This window comes from Candidatus Flexifilum breve (genome assembly GCF_016713355.1).
In genome coordinates this window covers 987,378-1,004,047 of the sequence record NZ_JADJPI010000035.1, presented here as the reverse complement: position 1 = coordinate 1,004,047, position 16,670 = coordinate 987,378, and the positions used below count along the sequence as shown (strand labels likewise).

The 16,670-nt window shown below is 62.8% G+C and carries 20 protein-coding genes; all 20 read right to left on the bottom strand.

Annotated features, from left to right (window positions below; genetic code table 11):
* Positions 1–5: 5 nt before the first annotated feature.
* Complete coding sequence (locus tag IPK17_RS27280) at positions 6–458, bottom strand: hydrogenase maturation protease (protein WP_343420855.1); 453 nt, start codon at positions 456–458, stop codon at positions 6–8.
* 5 nt (positions 459–463) lie between these two features.
* Positions 464–868 (bottom strand): DUF302 domain-containing protein, encoded by a 405-nt coding sequence (locus IPK17_RS27275; RefSeq protein ID WP_343420854.1) that lies wholly within the window; start codon positions 866–868, stop codon positions 464–466.
* Positions 869–879: 11 nt separating this feature from the next.
* Entirely contained in the window at positions 880–2,187 is a 1,308-nt protein-coding gene (locus IPK17_RS27270) for a Ni/Fe hydrogenase subunit alpha (protein WP_343420853.1), read from the bottom strand.
* A complete protein-coding gene (locus IPK17_RS27265; RefSeq protein ID WP_343420852.1) occupies positions 2,177–2,956 on the bottom strand; it encodes an NADH-quinone oxidoreductase subunit B family protein in 780 nt (259 codons plus the stop codon). The genes IPK17_RS27270 and IPK17_RS27265 overlap by 11 nt, the downstream gene beginning before the upstream one ends.
* A 1-nt stretch (position 2,957) precedes the next feature.
* A complete protein-coding gene (locus tag IPK17_RS27260; RefSeq protein ID WP_343420851.1) occupies positions 2,958–3,821 on the bottom strand; it encodes an FAD/NAD(P)-binding protein in 864 nt (287 codons plus the stop codon).
* Positions 3,822–3,833: 12 nt separating this feature from the next.
* Positions 3,834–4,295: a cyclic nucleotide-binding domain-containing protein gene (locus IPK17_RS27255; protein ID WP_343420850.1), complete on the bottom strand. Its 462-nt coding sequence runs from the start codon at positions 4,293–4,295 to the stop codon at positions 3,834–3,836.
* Complete coding sequence (locus IPK17_RS27250) at positions 4,282–5,463, bottom strand: 4Fe-4S dicluster domain-containing protein (RefSeq protein ID WP_343420849.1); 1,182 nt, start codon at positions 5,461–5,463, stop codon at positions 4,282–4,284. The genes IPK17_RS27255 and IPK17_RS27250 overlap by 14 nt, the downstream gene beginning before the upstream one ends.
* Positions 5,464–5,628: 165 nt before the next feature.
* The gene (locus IPK17_RS27245) at positions 5,629–6,129 is read right to left on the bottom strand and encodes a hydrogenase maturation protease (protein ID WP_343420848.1); all 501 of its coding nucleotides are present in this window, start codon (positions 6,127–6,129) and stop codon (positions 5,629–5,631) included.
* Positions 6,126–6,497: a 4Fe-4S binding protein gene (locus IPK17_RS27240; RefSeq protein ID WP_343420847.1), complete on the bottom strand. Its 372-nt coding sequence runs from the start codon at positions 6,495–6,497 to the stop codon at positions 6,126–6,128. The genes IPK17_RS27245 and IPK17_RS27240 overlap by 4 nt, the downstream gene beginning before the upstream one ends.
* Positions 6,494–7,408: a complex I subunit 1 family protein gene (locus IPK17_RS27235; RefSeq protein WP_343420846.1), complete on the bottom strand. Its 915-nt coding sequence runs from the start codon at positions 7,406–7,408 to the stop codon at positions 6,494–6,496. Before IPK17_RS27235 ends, IPK17_RS27240 begins: the two co-directional genes overlap by 4 nt.
* A complete protein-coding gene (locus IPK17_RS27230; RefSeq protein WP_343420845.1) occupies positions 7,405–8,580 on the bottom strand; it encodes a hydrogenase large subunit in 1,176 nt (391 codons plus the stop codon). Before IPK17_RS27230 ends, IPK17_RS27235 begins: the two co-directional genes overlap by 4 nt.
* On the bottom strand, positions 8,564–9,016 hold the full coding sequence (locus IPK17_RS27225) for an NADH-quinone oxidoreductase subunit C (RefSeq protein ID WP_343420844.1): 453 nt from the start codon (positions 9,014–9,016) through the stop codon (positions 8,564–8,566). The genes IPK17_RS27230 and IPK17_RS27225 overlap by 17 nt, the downstream gene beginning before the upstream one ends.
* Entirely contained in the window at positions 9,013–9,483 is a 471-nt protein-coding gene (locus IPK17_RS27220) for an NADH-quinone oxidoreductase subunit B family protein (protein WP_343420843.1), read from the bottom strand. Before IPK17_RS27220 ends, IPK17_RS27225 begins: the two co-directional genes overlap by 4 nt.
* A gap of 12 nt (positions 9,484–9,495) precedes the next feature.
* Positions 9,496–9,813 (bottom strand): hypothetical protein, encoded by a 318-nt coding sequence (locus IPK17_RS27215; protein WP_343420842.1) that lies wholly within the window; start codon positions 9,811–9,813, stop codon positions 9,496–9,498.
* Complete coding sequence (locus tag IPK17_RS27210) at positions 9,810–11,270, bottom strand: NADH-quinone oxidoreductase subunit N (RefSeq protein WP_343420841.1); 1,461 nt, start codon at positions 11,268–11,270, stop codon at positions 9,810–9,812. Before IPK17_RS27210 ends, IPK17_RS27215 begins: the two co-directional genes overlap by 4 nt.
* 1 nt (position 11,271) lies before the next feature.
* Positions 11,272–13,140, bottom strand: a complete 1,869-nt coding sequence (nuoL, locus tag IPK17_RS27205; protein WP_343420840.1) for an NADH-quinone oxidoreductase subunit L — start codon at positions 13,138–13,140, stop codon at positions 11,272–11,274.
* A gap of 9 nt (positions 13,141–13,149) precedes the next feature.
* Entirely contained in the window at positions 13,150–13,479 is a 330-nt protein-coding gene (locus IPK17_RS27200) for an NADH-quinone oxidoreductase subunit K (protein ID WP_343420839.1), read from the bottom strand.
* Positions 13,479–13,991, bottom strand: a complete 513-nt coding sequence (locus tag IPK17_RS27195) for an NADH-quinone oxidoreductase subunit J (protein ID WP_343420838.1) — start codon at positions 13,989–13,991, stop codon at positions 13,479–13,481. Before IPK17_RS27195 ends, IPK17_RS27200 begins: the two co-directional genes overlap by 1 nt.
* Before the next feature lie 104 nt (positions 13,992–14,095).
* Entirely contained in the window at positions 14,096–14,638 is a 543-nt protein-coding gene (locus tag IPK17_RS27190; RefSeq protein ID WP_343420837.1) for a hypothetical protein, read from the bottom strand.
* A gap of 9 nt (positions 14,639–14,647) precedes the next feature.
* Complete coding sequence (locus tag IPK17_RS27185; RefSeq protein WP_343420836.1) at positions 14,648–16,657, bottom strand: beta-galactosidase; 2,010 nt, start codon at positions 16,655–16,657, stop codon at positions 14,648–14,650.
* Positions 16,658–16,670: the final 13 nt, after the last annotated feature.

Genomic DNA, 16,670 nt, shown 5'->3' with positions numbered 1-16,670 from the left:
TGGACTCATCGTGGATCGGCACAAATGAGCTGTGCAACCTCCCGCGCTGCCGCTTCCACCTCGGGCGACAAGCGCTCTGCATGGTCAAACTGGCCGCCTTCGATGCCGTACACGAACAACTGATTCGGCAGACAGTCGAGCACGCGGGCGAGTTCAACCGCCGCCGCGACGCCGAACTTGTGCGTCGACGTGCCGTTCATGGCGACCGGCATCGGGTGGCGGTGCGCGTCAAAGCGCGTTACTGAGCCGGGCGCGCCGCCGCTCACCATCGCGTCGATCACATAGACGGTGGGCACGCGCGTCGTCGTCCACAGCTCGATCAGGTCGGCGGGATCGCCGGAGCTTTCGCGCACATCGGCATCGGGTAAGGCGGCGCGTACCAGCCGCGCCGCCGCCAGACCCACGCCATCATCGCCACGCTGTGGATTACCCACGCCAATGATGAGGCAGTCGTTCATGTTGGTTAGCCTGTCACCGCTTCAATGACGTGGCGCAGCTGATCGCGCAGTTCCTCCGCAATCGGTCTGAGGAAGGCGGCGTGCATGTCGCCCCACGCGATGAGCGGATCGGTCGCCTGCACTTCGACCAGTTCTTCGGTCGGCTGCGAGATGGCAACCTGACACAGCAGCGCGACGCTTACCTGCGGCGCGACCGCCATGGCCCGCTGCGCGATCTCCGGTTTGATCACCACCAGCACACGGTGGGCGAGGCTGTAGGCGGTCTCTTTCGCCAGCAGCGGATCGAGATCCACGTCGGCGACGATTTTGAACCCGGCGGCGTTTAAAGCGAGCTGCGCCTGCCGGTAAGCAGTCTCGAACGATGTGTTGAGCGTGCGCTGTAAGCCAATTGCCACGGGAGTGTGAGACATGACGCCCTCCTCTAGGTTCGTTCAATCGTTAAGTTCAGGAAATGGGTGGCACACGAGATGCACGGGTCATAGTTGCGGATCACCTGTTCACATTGCAGCGTGAGTTCCTCGTCGGGCGTGTCGAGATGGTCGGAGACATAGCGGCGCAGATCGTCTTCGATGACTTTCTGGTTCTGCGCGGTCGGTGGGACAATGCGCGCGTCGAGAATCGCGCCGCTGTAGTCGAGGCGGTAGCGGTGATACAGGAAGCCGCGCGGCGCTTCCGTGCAGCCCCAGCCAATCCCCGCGCCCGGTGTGACCTCAACGGCGGGACGCGGCGGCGGCTCGTACTGCTCAATCAGCTCGATGGCATGGTCGCACGCGTAGACCGTCTCGACGGCGCGCACGATGATCGTCTGGAAGGGATTCGTGCAGATCCGCCCGAGTCCGCCCGCCTGTGCTGCCTGTTTTGCTAAAGGCGTGAGCTGATCGTAGTTGAGGTTGTAGCGCGCCAATGGGCCGACGTGATACTGCCCGCGGCCCTTGAGCACCGAATGCAGCGCGTTGGAGTGCGCGACGTGTTCTTCGATAAAGTACTTCTCGTAGTCCTCAATGTCGATATTCAGCCCCTTGTTCGAGACGAGCCGCCCTTCGCAGAGCGGGTATTCGTCGGGATGATGCAGCGCGACAAACTCGTAGTCGTAGGTGAAGTCGGGGAACGGCAGCGTGCCGACCCATTCCGCGGTCTCCAGCGCCGCATCGCGCGCCCATTTGAGCTGTTCCAGCAGCGGCTGGAAGTCGCGTTTGCTCGGCACATGATAGAAGCCGCCCACGCGCACATTGATCGGGTGGATTTCCCGCCCGCCGAGCACGCGCACGATCTCATTGCCGATCTTCTTAAGCTTCAGCCCGCGTTTGACCGCGTCCGGGTGATCTTTTGCCAGCGTGAGCGCGTCCGGGTAACCGAGGAAGTCGGGCGCGTGCAGCATGTAGACGTGCAGCACATGGCTTTCGATCCATTCGCCGCAGTAGAGTAGGCGGCGCAGCGCGCGGAGCTGACCGTCAACTTTGACATTGAGCGCGCGTTCCATCGCGTGCACCGAGCTCATCTGGTAAGCGACCGGGCAGATGCCGCAAATGCGCGCGGTGATGTCGGGCGCTTCGCTGTAGGCGCGCCCGCGCAAAAAGCCTTCAAACAGGCGCGGCGGCTCGAAGATATTGAACTTGATGTCCGCGACTTGATCGCCCTTCACCTTGACGTACAGCGCGCCTTCGCCTTCCACGCGCGCCAGCAGGTTGACTTTGAGGGTGCGGGTTGGGGCAGCGACGTTAGCTTTCATGAACATCACTCTCCTTGCGGAAGGCATCCGCATACGCGTTGAAGGTGCGGAACGCGCGCACGAGGTCTTGCGGTGATTGGCCGAGCGCTTTCCACTGCTCCGCCAGCGACCGCGTATTCGGCGCTTCCGCCGGGCCAAAGCAGCCGAAGCAGCCGCGTTGATACGCTGGGCACAGCGCGTTGCAGCCCGCCTGCGTCACCGGCCCGAGGCAGGGCGTCCCCTGCGTCACCATCACGCAGGGCGTACCGCGCCGCTTGCATTCTACGCACACGCTGTAGCGCGGGGTGATCGGTTTGCGGCCGTCAAGGTACGCGCCGATCACCTCCAACAGCTGCGTTTTGCTGATGGGGCAGCCGCGCAGCTCAAAATCGACGAAGACGTGATCGGCAATCGGCGTCGATTTGCTCAGCGTTTCGATGTATTTCGGGTTCGCATACACCAGCGCTGTGAGCGCTTTGGTGTCTTTGAAGTTGCGCAGCGCCTGAATGCCGCCCGCCGTCGCGCACGCGCCGATCGTGATCAGTACTTTGGAGGCGCGGCGGACGCGGTGAATGCGTTCGGCGTCGTGCTGCGTCGTGATCGAGCCTTCGACCAGCGACACATCATACGGCCCTTTGACCTGCGTGCTCGTCGCTTCCGGGAAGTAGGCGATTTCGACGGCATCGGCGACGGTGAGCAGTTCATCTTCGCAGTCGAGCAGGCTCAACTGGCAGCCATCACACGAGGCGAATTTCCAGACGGCGATTTTGGGTTTGCTTTTGCGCTCCATGTTACAGCTCCCATCTGGTGAGCAGATGCTCGACCTGGCTGTGCTGGAAGACCGGGCCATCTTTGCACACGAAGACTGATCCGAGTTGGCAGTGACCGCACAGGCCGATGCCGCACTTCATATTGCGTTCCAGCGAGACATAGATGTTGCTGCCGCTGATGCCGCGCCGCATGAGTTCCTGCGTGGTGAAGCGCATCATCAGTTCCGGCCCACACACCAGCGCCTGCGAATTGAGCGGGTCGAAGGGCGCCCGTCCGATCAACTGGGTGACGAGGCCGACGCTCCCGCGCCAGTTGCCCGTTGCGCGGTCGACGGTTACGTACACGTCCAGATCAAAGTGCGCGCGCCACTGTTCCAGTTCTTTACGGTACAGGACATCGGCGGGGGTGCGCGCGCCGTAGAGCAGCACGACCCGCCCATACTGTTCGCGCCGCGCGAGGATGCGATACATGGCGGGGCGCAGCGGCGCGAGGCCGATGCCGCCCGCGACGATCACGATGTCTTTGCCGCGCCCCAGTTCGACCGGCCACGCCGACCCGAACGGGCCGCGCACGCCGAGCGTATCATCGACGTTGAGCTTGCTCATGGCATGGGTTACCGTGCCGACCGCGCGGGTAGTGTGGATGAGTACATCGCGGCGGGCAGGGTCACCGCTGATCGAAATCGGAATTTCGCCCACGCCGTAGATGTACACCATATTGAATTGTCCCGGCTCAAAGGCGGGAATGTCGCCGCCTTCCTGCGGTACCAGCTCCAGCGAAAACGTGTCGCCCGTATTCCAGCGTGTCCGCAGTACGCGATACACGCGGGGGATCATCGGGTCAGCGACGTTGACCGGGACGGCTGCGAAGTCCAGTGTTGTCATACGACTGCCCCCTCATTGGCTCACCTGATACAGGTCGATGAGCTGAATGCGCGTCGCCTGCAGGCGTTCCATCATGATGTGCGAGAAACGTTTTAGGAATTCATAACCGAAGCCCGTGTCGGTTTCGCATTTCTGGCGCAGACACGCGGCGTCAAAGGCGAGTACACGCAGTTCGGTCGCCGCGCGCCCGGAAAAGTGCCAGCGATACGGCGGGAACAGCCACGACCAGCCGACGATTTCGCCGGAATGGATGGTTTGCAGGGTGACTTCGCCCGCCGCGGGCATCTGCACCATCAGCTTGAGTGTGCCCTCGCGAATGACATAGAAGTGATCGGCCTGTTCCCCTTCGTGGAACAGCAGTTCACCCGACTTAATAATCTGATTGGAGGCGCAGCCCGTGATCAATTCTAAATAGGTGGGCTGGAGCCCGGCAAAGAATGGATGTTTAGCGATAATCGGTTCAAGCGTTTTCATGGATTTTCTTCTTTCGCGTCTTGGCTTCCGGTTTGGGCTGGCTGTGTGCGCGAATCGTCGCCGCCTCTTCGGTCAGGTCGATGCCGACGGGACACCACGTGATGCAGCGCCCGCAGCCGACACAGCCGAGCGTGCCGAACTGGTCGACCCACGCGGACAGCTTATGCGTCAGCCACTGGCGGTAACGCGACTTGGCCGAGGCGCGGACATGCCCGCCGACCATATATGAGAAGTCCATCGTGAAGCACGAGTCCCAGCGGCGAATGCGCTGTGCCGACGCGCCCGTGAGTTCCGCCACATCTTCGAACGTGGTGCAGAAGCAGGTCGGACACACGAGCGTACAGCTCCCGCAGGTCAGGCAGCGCGTCGCGACTTCGTCCCATTCCGGATGTTCGAAGTTGTTTTCGAGCAGTTCCTTGAGGCCGTGCGTATCGAGCGCCCGTCCCATGTGCGCCGCTGTGTCGGCGATGATCGCATCGGCGGCTTGCACGTCGGCGTCCGTGGCGGGCTGCAGCGGCACTGCGTCGAGAATACGCTGACCGGCCTCGCTGCCCACTTCAACGACGAAATAGTGTTGTTCCGTCTCCAGAACTTCGGTCAGCGCAAGGTCGAAGCCGGTTTCAGCGCGCGGGCCGGTGCCCATCGACGCGCAGAAGCAGGTGCTGCCCGCCCGCCCACAGTTCACCGCGACGATGAACAGGCGCTCGCGCTGCGTTTCGTAGACGGTGTCGTGATACTGGCCGCCGCTCAACACGCGGTCGAGGATGCGGAGCGCGCCGAGTTCGCACGCGCGTACGCCGATCAGGGCGAGGCGTTCGGGCACGTGATCATTGGCGGCGATGGCCATGCCGCTGTTCAAGTGAGCTTGCCAGAGCCGCAGCTCGGCGGGGTACAGGAATTTCTTCCACGAGTGGGGGCCGAGACCACAGCCGAACACGCGACCGGGATCGCCGTCTTTGAGGCGATATGTGCCGCGTTCCTGCTCGTCGGTCAAGCCGATGGGGAGGTCTGCAACTGCGTTGATCTCATCGTAAACCACCGCGCCGGCGCGTGGGGTTGGGCCGATGAGCCGGTAGCCATCTGTGTTCAGGGCATCCAGCAAACTCTGGAAGTCCTGCCGATCTAAAACAAACTTCGACCGTAAATCCGCTTTGGACGATTTCGTCATGGTTATTCCCCTTCGTCCAGCCACCGTATGAGTTTGAAACGTTCTCTTTGGTTGAACTGATGTGCTGCTCAACCGACTCGGTAGGGGCAGACCGATGTGTCTGCCCGGCTTCGGGCGCACACACAGGTGCGCCCCTACATCCGTTCGTGGATCGTTTTAACCGACTTACGCTGGTTCCGGTAAGCGCAGCAGATCTTCCAATGTCAGCGCGACCTGCGCCGCCGCCGTGGTGACCGCACTGGTCGGCGGGTGACCGAACTGCGCGTCCCCGACCTGAATGCCGATCAGCGCGATATCGCAGCCGACCTGATCGGTGAGATAACTGCACATCATCTTGAGGGGCAGGGTGTGCGTAGACATGCAAATGCCATCGGCGTACTGCCACGGGATGAGATGGACAGTTCCCGGCGGCTCGTTCATCTGCGCCGCATCGATCACGATGATCAGCTCCGGACGCACCTTGCGGATCAAGCCCGTGAAATTTTCCGGCGCGAGACCCGCGTCGATGATCAGTCGGTGATCGTTGGATGGGATGTGCTCGCGTAACTGCCGGGCGATGAGCACGCCCACGCCGTCATCGCCGCTCAAAATCTGGCCGACGCCCATCACGGCCACCTTGATGCCGGGCTGAATCTCCTGCTTGAGGACATCGCTCCACAGTGTCACAACACACCTTCCTCGCCATACTCAATCACAAAGGCATTCCGCTGAACGGTCGCCAGTTCCCACTGGTCATGCGCCAGTTCCAGACAGTTAAAGCGACAGCTTTGTACGCACTGACCGCAGAATGTGCAGCGGTCGACGTGGTAGCGCAGTTTGAACTGTTTATTCGCCCGGTCAATGTCGATGAGCTGAATCGCGTCCGCGGGGCAGTCCTTCACGCACAGCGAACAGCCGGTACAGCCGACTGAACGCCACACCAACCGCCCGCGCAGTCGCTCTGAGACGGGCGTGCGCACCTGCAGATAGCTCCGCGTCGCGGGACGAATGAACAGCGAATGCAGCATATTGCCGAAGAGGGTCGACACTTTCATAGGGGGGCCTTTCCCAACAGCGTGATCAGCCATTGACCGAGCGCCAGCAGCACGCCGTAGCGCCACCACAGACCGATCGTCTGGTCGATGCGGAGGCGGGCGAACAGCGTCTGCGCGATGGTCACAGCGAACAGCAGCAGCAGCGTTTTGGCGAAGAACAGGAGCGGGTTGGCGGTGCCGCCCAAATACAGCGCAGCGATCAGCGCGAGGCCGATGACCAGCACGACAGCGCGACTCAGACGGAACAGGGCGAGCCCGCGACCGCTGTATTCGGTCAGCGACCCGGCGACAATTTCGGTGTGCGCTTCCGGTGCATCGAAGGGCGGCAGTTCCAGCTTGCCCATCAAGCCGATCACGGCGACCACAAAGCCGATGGGCTGCGTGAGCAGCAGCCACGTGTGTTCGCTGGCATACGCGGCGATCTCCCCGATCTGCCAACTGCCCGCCGCCAGTGCGGGGAGCAGGAGGGCGAGCAGGAAGGGCGCTTCGTAGGAGAACAACTGCGTGAGCACGCGCAGCCCGCCGACGAGCGCGTAATGGTCGTCGGTGATGAGCCCGGCGAGGCTGGTGCACAGACTGAGCACGCTCAACAGGTAGACGGCGACGATCAGGTCGCCGGGGAAGCTCCCCGCCGGGGTGAGGCCGAACAGCGGCACATAGACCGCCGCTGTCGTCACCGCTGCGAGGCTGACCACGGGTAGCAGGTCGAACAACGTGGGTGAGACACCCTGCGGGTAAATCTCTTCTTTCGCCAGCAGCTTCACCAGATCGGCCAGCGGTTGATACCAGCGGGGCCCGACGCGGTTTTGCAGCCGCGCCGCCAGCTTGCGATTGAACCACTCGTACAGTAGGGCGGTCAGCAGCAGCGCTAATCCGCCGGGGAAAATGAGCAGAGCGCTGAGTTCGGTCATGACTTTGCCCCCTTGCGCCGGAACTGATCCCAGTCGAGCGCGAGGCGTTCGCCTGTTTCCACGCGCCGGACGGTTACGAGACGGTCATTGCACGAGAAACACGGGTCAACGCCGACGAGCAGCATGGGGATATCGGCCAACTGTCGACCACGGCTCAAGTCGAGCACAGAGGCGAGGTTACACAGGGTCGGCGTGCGCACTTTGATGCGCTCCGGCATGTCACTGCCCGCGCTTTTGATGAAGTAGAACAGCTCGCCGCGCGGCGCTTCGACCCGGCTGATGGTTTCGCCCGCCGGGATTTTACGCGGCATGCGCGCCTGCAATTCGCCTTCGGGCAGCGCGTCGAGGATGGCGCGGATGACACGGATGCTTTCCAGAATTTCCCGCACGCGTACGATGAAACGCGCGTGCAGATCGCCTGCTGTTTCTGTCACAGCCTGCACGGGGAAAATAGAGTACGCCGAATACGGCGCTTCGACGCGCAGATCGCGGAGGACGCCGGAAGCGCGCGCCGTCGGCCCAACCACGCCGAGCCGCGCGGCGTCGGCCTCGCTCATCACACCGATGTTCTGCGTGCGGCCGCTCAGCATCGGGTCATTCTGCACGAGGTCGAGGTAGTAGCGGGCGCGTTCGTCGAGGTAGTCAAGTCCTCTGCGGATCGAGTCGATGTGCGTGACGGTCAGATCGAATTTGACGCCGCCGAGCGTATTCACCGAGTGATGCACGCGGCTGCCGCTGAACTCCTCAAAAATGTCCATGACGGTTTCGCGGTCGCGCCACGAGTACATAAACAGGGTGTCGAAGCCCGCTTCGTGCGCGGCGACGCCGAGCCAGAGCAAATGACTGTGAATGCGTTCGAGTTCGGCGGTCAGCTCGCGGATCGCTTGCGCGCGCGGCGGTACGGTCACCCCGGCGAGCTTTTCCACGCCGAGCGCGTAAGCCAGCGCGTGAATGTGCGAGCAGATGCCGCAGATGCGTTCCAGCAGATACAGGTTTTGCACCCACGTTCGGCTTTCGGTCGCTTTCTCGATGCCGCGGTGCGCGTAGCCGAGTCGTACTGTCCCACTGATCACCGTTTCGCCTTCGACGGTGAACTCGAAGAAGCCCGGCTCTTTCAGCGCGGGATGCTGTGGGCCAATCGGGACGGTGAACTGTTTAGTCGGCGTGGTCATGGTCGACCTCCGCGAGAACCGCATCCTTCAAAAGCGGATACACGCCCTCCGGCCAATCATCGGGGAGGAAGAGGCGCGAGGTATCGGGCGCGCCGCGAAAGGTCACGCCGAACAATTCGCTGACTTCGCGCTCAAACACGCTCGCCGCCGGGACGAGGCGGCAAATGCTGGCGACGGTCGGTGTTGTGCGCGGCAAGCTGACGCGCAGGGTGACGATCACCGCGCCATCGGCGAAGTGATAAAGCAGTTCGAGCGCATCACTATGATCCAGCCCGGTGATCCCGGCGAGATAGCCCCAATGTCCGGCCAGCAGCGCGGACACCGCTGTTTGGAGTTCTGGTGCACTGATCGGCACATCAAGGCGGTTGGCTTCCGGAGTGCGGAAGTCGGCTTGCCAGTGCAGGAGCAGCATGCGGGCGAGTTCGAGTGTGGTCATGAGGCGGCGACCTCCGGCGGAGACTGTAATTTGCCGAGCAGCGCTACCATCCCGGCGATGATCGCTTCCGGTCGCGGCGGACAGCCGGGCACGTATACGTCGACCGGGATGAACGCATCAACCGGGCCGACGACGTTATAGCAGTGCTGGAACACTCCTTTGGAGAGCGCGCATGAGCCGAGCGCCATCACGAAGCGGGGTGCGGGCATCTGCTCGTAGATGCGGAGCAAGCGTTCCTGGGCCTGCCGCGTGACCGGGCCAGTTACCACCAGTAGATCGGCTTGGCGGGGGCTGCCTTGCAGCTTGACGCCGAATCGTTCCACGTCGTAGCGTGGGGTGAGAGTCGCCAAGAGTTCAATGTCGCAGCCGTTGCACGAGCCGCTGTTGAAGTGCAGCGCCCACGGCGAATTGATGCGTGCCCAGCGGGCGACTTCGCCGAAGGTTTGTTCCCACAGATGCGTTAACATGTTCGCCTCCTTTCAGCCCAAGATCAGGGCGAGGAGCGACAGAGCGAGAAATACCAGATAGATGGCCGCCGCGCTTGAACCGGCGCTGCTGCCGAGCATGAGTACGCCGATGTGCACGATGGCGAAGAAGAACGCGACGATAAACGTCTTGGAATACCCCGGCAGCACATCCGTCGTGGGCGGACGTTCACCGCCCGCGTAGATGCTGGTGTGCGGTGTGTTCGGCGTGCTGTGATCGCCGCCCGCCAGTCGATAACCGAAGCGGGAGAGCAGCGCGGCCAGCGCCAGATAGATCAGGAAGGCCGCAATCGGCGTGAGCAGCAGGGTCATGGAACACCTCCGAAGACCAGCACCGCGCTGGCGAGTTCGGTCAACCAGCGCACGGAGTCAGGCAGCACGCCGACGAGCACGATCAGCGCGCTGAGCAGGATCAGCGGCAGGCGCACGGTGAGCGGCGAGCGCTTCTCCTGTCTTTTTGATGGCGGTTGTTCACCGGCAAACAGCGTCAGCAGTGGGGGCAGGTAGTAGCCCAGCGCCAGCAAGATGTTTAGCGCAATGACGACAACTGCGCCGCGCACGATGGGGTCTGGGCTGATGAACGCGGCGGCGAACACCTGCCACTTGGACATGAAGCCGGCCAGCGGCGGCAGTCCCGCGAGGCTGAGCAGCGCCAGCAACAGCCCGACACCGACGAGCGGCGCGCGGTAAATGAGGCCGCGCAGATCCGCGAGGGTGATGTGTCGGTTATTCGGAAGGGTGGCGAGGCATAAAAAGGCGAGCGTTTCCATGAGGCCGAGCGTGAACAGGTGAAATAAGCCCGCCTGCGCGGCTTGGGGTAGGTTGGCGTACAAGCTGACGCCGAAGCCGAGCAGAATCGTGCCGATGTGGCTGATGCTGGAATAGGCGAGCAGGCGCTTGACATCCGTTTGGCGGAAGGCGAGCAAATTGCCGATCAGCGTATTGACGACACCCGCGCCGATCAGCAGCAGCCCCCACGTTTCTGCCGCGCTGACGAGCGGCAGCAGCGCGCGCATCAGGATGATCAACCCGCTGACCGTCACCGCGCCGGAGAGCAGCGCTGTCACCCGCGTGGGCGCATTCGCGTAGACATCGGGCAGCCACGTGTGCAGCGGCACGAGCGCGCTTTTGATGCCAAGGCCAACGATCAGCAGGACCCCCGCCGCCAGCAGACCCGGCGCTAAGCGGCCTGATTGCGCGCTGTCGAGCGTCAGCGAGCCGGTTTGCGCGAGCACCAGCGCGATGCCGAGCACGATCAAGATTGATCCGACCGCGCTTTGCGTCAGATATTTGATGCTGGCATCGAGCGCCAGCGGTCGATCCTGCTCCAGTGCGACGAGCAGGAACGAGCTAATCACGACCGTCTCCAACCACACCCACAGATTGAACAGGTCACGCGCACAGACCATGCCGATGAGCGCGCCCGTTGTCGTGAGCAGCGCCGCGAAATACTTCTCGCTGCCTTCGGTGGTTTCCGCACTCGAAGACACGAGCACCAGCGTGCTCACGCCGAGCACCACGAGCGCGAAGAACAAACTCAAGCCATCGACACGCAGCGCCAACAAACCGAAAGTCACGCTTAGTGTTTCACCTGTGGACAAGCTCAGCGCGGCGCGCAGCCACAGCCCCCACAAGATCAGCAGCACGCCGAGGCTGAGCCACCAGCTCGTACGCTCGGCGGCGCGGGCGGAGGTGCGGGCGCGGCTTGCCAGATAGATCAGCGGCGAGGAGGCCAGCGGCAGCGCGATGAGCAACGCCGTGAGGTTCATCTCAGCGCCCTCCGAGCCACAACGTGAGCGTGAGCAGCAGCGCCAGCCCGCCGATGATGGCGGCGATGTTCCAGTTGATCTGGCGGGTTTCCGTTCGTTCGAGAACGGAAGCGGAACGGTCCGTGCTCGTCAGCACGCCAGTTTCCAGAGAGGCGAATCCTGATTCGTCGGCTTGTTTCAGCCAGGCGCCGACGCTGTTAAAGCCACGAACGAATACCTGCGCGTACAGGTCATTCAACCCCCAGCCGCGCGCCAGCAGATCGAAGGTGCGGCCTACCAGCGGATCGCAGCGGTTCTCGGGCAGCGGCTGGAGTCCGTAGATCAGATAGGCCGCGCCGAGGCCGATTCCGCTTATGCCGACTGACAGCAGTGCGACCATCGGGTTGAAAGCCGCCTCATGGACTTCGCCCAGCGTATGCCCAAGCCACGTGCCGAGCGCGCCGTGCCCCGGCCAGTTGAGCGCGCCGCCGATGACCGCCAGCGCCGCTAAACCGATCAGCGGGAGGGTGATCAGGCGCGGACTCTCGTGCGCGTGTTCGGCAGGGCGGCTGCGCGGCGCGCCGAAGAACACAATCAGCGCCTGCCGTCCGATGTAGAAAGCGGTCAAGCCTGCTGCACCGAGCAGCGCCAGTCCGACCAGCGGCTGTGCCGTCCACGCTGCGCTGAGAATGTCATCTTTGGAGAAGAAGGCGGCTAGCGGCGGAATGCCCGCCAGCGACAGCGCGCCAATGCCATAGGTGGCAAAGGTCGTCGGCAGGTGCCGCCGCAGCCCGCCCATCATGCGCATGTCGTTACCGTGACCGAGCGCGTGCACGACCGATCCGGCGGCAAGGAACAGCAGCGCCTTGAAGAACGCATGGGTCACCAGATGGAAGATCGCCGCGGTGTACGCCCCGAGCCCGACCGCTGCCATCATGAAGCCGAGCTGACTGATGGTCGAGTAGGCGAGCACGCGCTTGATGTCGTACTGCGCAATGGCGGCGTTGGCGGCGAGCAGTGCGGTGAGCGCGCCGACCGCGGCGATCACCGCTTGGGTGAGCGGTGCGAGCTCGAACAGGGTGTGCGCCCGCGTGATCAGGTACACGCCCGCCGTGACCATCGTCGCTGCGTGGATGAGTGCGGAGACGGGCGTTGGCCCAGCCATCGCGTCGGGCAGCCACACGAACAGGGGGATCTGCGCGCTTTTCGCGGCACAGCCGATCAGCAGGCACAGTGTCAGCGCGACGACCAGCGGATCGCCAGGGAGGAAGTGTTCCCCATTGAAGACGACCGCGTAACCGAACGAGCCGCAGGTCGTGCCGATGATAAGCAGCGCGATGATGAACCCGGCATCGCCCACCCGGTTGACGAGGAACGCTTTACGGGCAGCGGTGCTGTTGCGCCAACCAACGCCGTGCGGCTGATCGAACCAGAAGCCGATCAAGAGAAACGAGCACAGCCCAACACCTTCCCAGCCGACGAACAGCATGAGGAAGTTATCGGCGGCGACGAGCACGAGCATGGCGACGAGGAACAGGTTGAGATAGGCGAAGAAACGCGCATAGCGTTCATCACCGCGCATGTAGCCGATGGCGTACACATGAATGAGCGCGCCGACGCCCGTCACGACGAGCATCATCGTCACGGAGAGCGTATCCACGCGCAGTGCCCAATCGACGCGCAGCCCGGCGACTTCAATCCACGTGAAGAGGCGGATGACCGTGCCTGTCGGTTCGGTGAGCAGAGCAACGAACTGGAGCAGGGCGACGCTAAAGGCGAGCACAGCGGCTCCACTCCCGATCACCCCAGCATGCAGCTTACGACCGAACGCGAGGTTGATCCCCGCGCCAAGTGCCGGAAAGAGGAGGACGAGCGGAACCAGCCCGAACATAGCGCACCTCTAATCGGGCGGTGATGAGGGCGGATCATGCACGGCGGTGAGATGTCGCAGATCGAGCGTTCCACACGTTCGCTGCATCTGCACTGCCAGCGCCAGCCCGATCACCGCCACCAGTGTATCGATGAGGAGAAAGGTTGCCGCGAGACTTTGCGCTAATTGGAGCTGACCGCTGGCTCGCCCCGCCAGAATCAGCGCGATGATGACGCCCTTGGCGGCGATTTGCAGCGCGATGATCAGCTTGAGCAGGTTGCCGAGTAGGAGTAAGCTGCCCATGCCGACTACAATCAGCACGATAGCGGCGGCTGCGCCAGCTGCAAACGGAAAACTCATCAGTGCGCCTCCGTTCGCTGCCTTCGGCTGGTTGCAACTGGCTTGACGGGTGCGCGTTGCACCGAGCCGAGCAGATGCAGGATGCTGAGCACCCCGGCGAAGATCAGCACGCCTTGCACGAGCATATCCAGCCCGCGCGTTTCCCAGAGCATCGCGTTGAAGCTCATGGTTTCGGTGGTTGGAGGCAGCACGGGCGACGCAAAGATCATCGCGCCGATGAGGAGCAAGCACAGCAGAACAAGAAACGAGGCGAAGGGAAGGGGGACGGAGGACGGTAGACTGGTCGATTGTTTGCCCAACAGGCTGGCCGCGAACACAAAGAGAACCGGAACCAGCCCCGTGCCGACGCTGAGTTCGATCACGGCGATCTCGTGGGCACCTAAGGTGTACAGCACAGCCGCTGCCGCGGCGCTCGTCAAGGCGAGCCACAGTGCGGCGACCAACAACTGTTTTGTCCTGATAGAAAGTACGGTGCAGATGACGATCACCAGGACAAGGCTTACAGTAAGCATCTTCGTCCCTCTTGTGAAATCTTGCACAATACTATTCTAACATGTCAGCCAGAACGCGCAACAGTGTGCAACGTCATCTCCTGTGTGGAGAAGCGGCACATCTGTTACCAGAGGTCAGCGCGGTCGAAGAGGGTTTTGTGCGGGGTGGTACGCACAAATACATCCAGGTCAATGTGAGTGAAAAGTCCGATGTTAAGTGTGGTCAGGTGGTATGTCCACGGCGCATCCCACCCGAAGCGACCGTTGAACTGCACCTGTCCCCATTGACCTGCCGCGAGCGTGATGCTGCGCGCAACCGGATAACGCGTCGGCGCGCCGGTCGCCGCCCACGAGTAGCGATAGATGACGGTGATGGCTGTCGGGGCGATTTTCAGCCGGGTACCGGGGAAGGAGACCTTATCATGGGCGGCGATGGCGCGGCTAGTGGTGAGGGGCGGCGGCATTTGGAAATCAGCCGCTTCGGTACAGCGGTACTGCTGGTGGATTAGGACGAGCGGCGCGGCTGACAGCGTTTTGTCGAGCGGCGGCAGGTCGGTCAGCGGTAGGGCGTGCGGGACGGCATTGCGCCGCCCTGCATTGACCCCACCGCGTGACGCCTTCGTCCATGTGACGCGAATATCCTGGACCACCAGCAGCAGTTGATTCATAGATTGTCCCTAGACGAGTAAATGCACTGCGTAGGGGGCGAGCGTGATGCTACCGCTGAGCGTCGCGCCCGTCAGCCGATCCTGATACGAACGGTTGCCGAGATCGAGCGTGACCATGTTCGCGTTGTGGTTGAGCACAAACGTGAGCGGTTGCCCATTCTTGACGCGCTGCGCGACCTCGACCCCCGCGGGCGCGCTGATCGTTGGCGCGATACCGTGCCCCCTGAGCAGATCGCCGTAGAAGCGGTCAAGGAAGGCTGGATCGGGATCGCTGCCGAGGTAGTAGGCCTCGCCTTGTCCCACGGGACTACGCGTGAGCACGGGCATGCCCGCGTAGAAATCACTGCCGTACGTCGCCAGCACCTGCGCGCCTTCCGCATGCAGCAGGTCGGCGATGTGACGGCACGGGAATGAGCCACTGCCATCCGTCATGACGATGGTATTGGTCTGATCCGGGTAGAGCGCGTCGATTTCTTCGACCCACACGCCGAGCACCTGGCTCAACGGGCCGGGGTAGCCGTTTTCAAACGCGAGGTCGGTCTCATCGACCAGTCCGGTCAGGTATGTGGCGATGAACGAACCGCCTTGCGCGACGAAGGCCTCGATTTTATCGGCGACGCCCGCTTTGACCATATACAGCATGGGCGCGATCAGCACATCGTAGCGGCTGAAATCGGAGTCGGGGAAGACGATATCGACGGGGACATTCTGGCGGTAGATGGCGCCGTAATGCTTGCGCACCGTGTCGACGTAGCGCTTGTTGCGCACCGGGCCGACTGCGTCGTCGAGCGCATGCCAGTTATCCCAATCGAAGAGGATGCCCACGCGCGCATCCACCGCCGCGCCGATCACCGTGTCGCCAAGCGCGGTAAGTTCCGCGCCCAGTTGACTCACTTCACGGAATACGCGCGTGTCGGTGCGCCCCGCATGTTCGATGATTGCGCCGTGGAGTTTTTCGCAGCCGCCGCGCCCACGCCGCCATTGGAAGTACATGACTGTGTCCGCGCCGTGCGCAACCGCCAGATAACTCCACAGGCGCAGTACACCGGGACGCTTAAGCGCGTTGATCTCCTGCCAGTTCTGGCTGCTCGGCGTCTGCTCCATGAGCAGGAACGGCTGACCATCCTTGATGCCGCGCATCAGGTCATGCAGGAAGGCAATATCGCTCGGAGAGTGATTGGGATTCGGGTAGCAGTCCCACGAGACGACATCCAGTTCTTTTGCCCACTGGCGATAGTCGAGCGGCTTGTAGGTGCCCATCAGGTTAGTGGTGATGGGGATGTTCGGCGTGATGCTGCGCAGGATGTCCCGCTCATTGCGGAAGCAGTCGAGCTGACTCGCGCTCATGAAACGGAAGTAGTCGACGTTGAGGCCGTGCGTCAGCCCTTCGGCGTTGGCGCGCGGCGGCAAAATCTGTGACCAATCGGTGTAGGTGTGACTCCAGAAGGGCGTCCACCAGCGCGCGTTGAGCTCGTCCAGTGTGCCGTATTTCGCTTGCAGCCAGACGCGGAACTGGGCGGCGCATGTGTCGCAGTAGCACGCGCCCGCGTACTCGTTGCTCACATGCCACAGCAGCACCGCCGGGTGCTGACCGTAACGCTCCGCCAGCTTGCGCGCGATGTTCCCGCTCAGGCGGCGGTAGTTGGGTGAATTGGGGCAGTAGTTGGTGCGCCCGCCCTGCTGCCGCCGGACGCCGTTTTCGTCGGAGCGGAGCACATCGGGGTACTGCTGCGACATCCACGCGGGCTGCGCGGCGCTCGGCGTGGCCAGTACGACGCGGATGCCGTGCGCGTGCAGGCCGTCGATCACCTCGTCCAGCCAACCGAACGTGTACTCATCTTCCGCGGGCTGAAGTGACACCCAGCTAAACACGCCGACGGTTGCCACGGTGACGCCCGCCTGCTGCATCAATCGAAAATCTTCCGCCCAGGTTTCACGCGGCCATTGTTCCGGGTTGTAGTCGCCGCCATGCCACAGAAACGGGGCAGAGGGCACGACCGGAGGGTACGTTTGCGGCATTCTTATCAGTCCT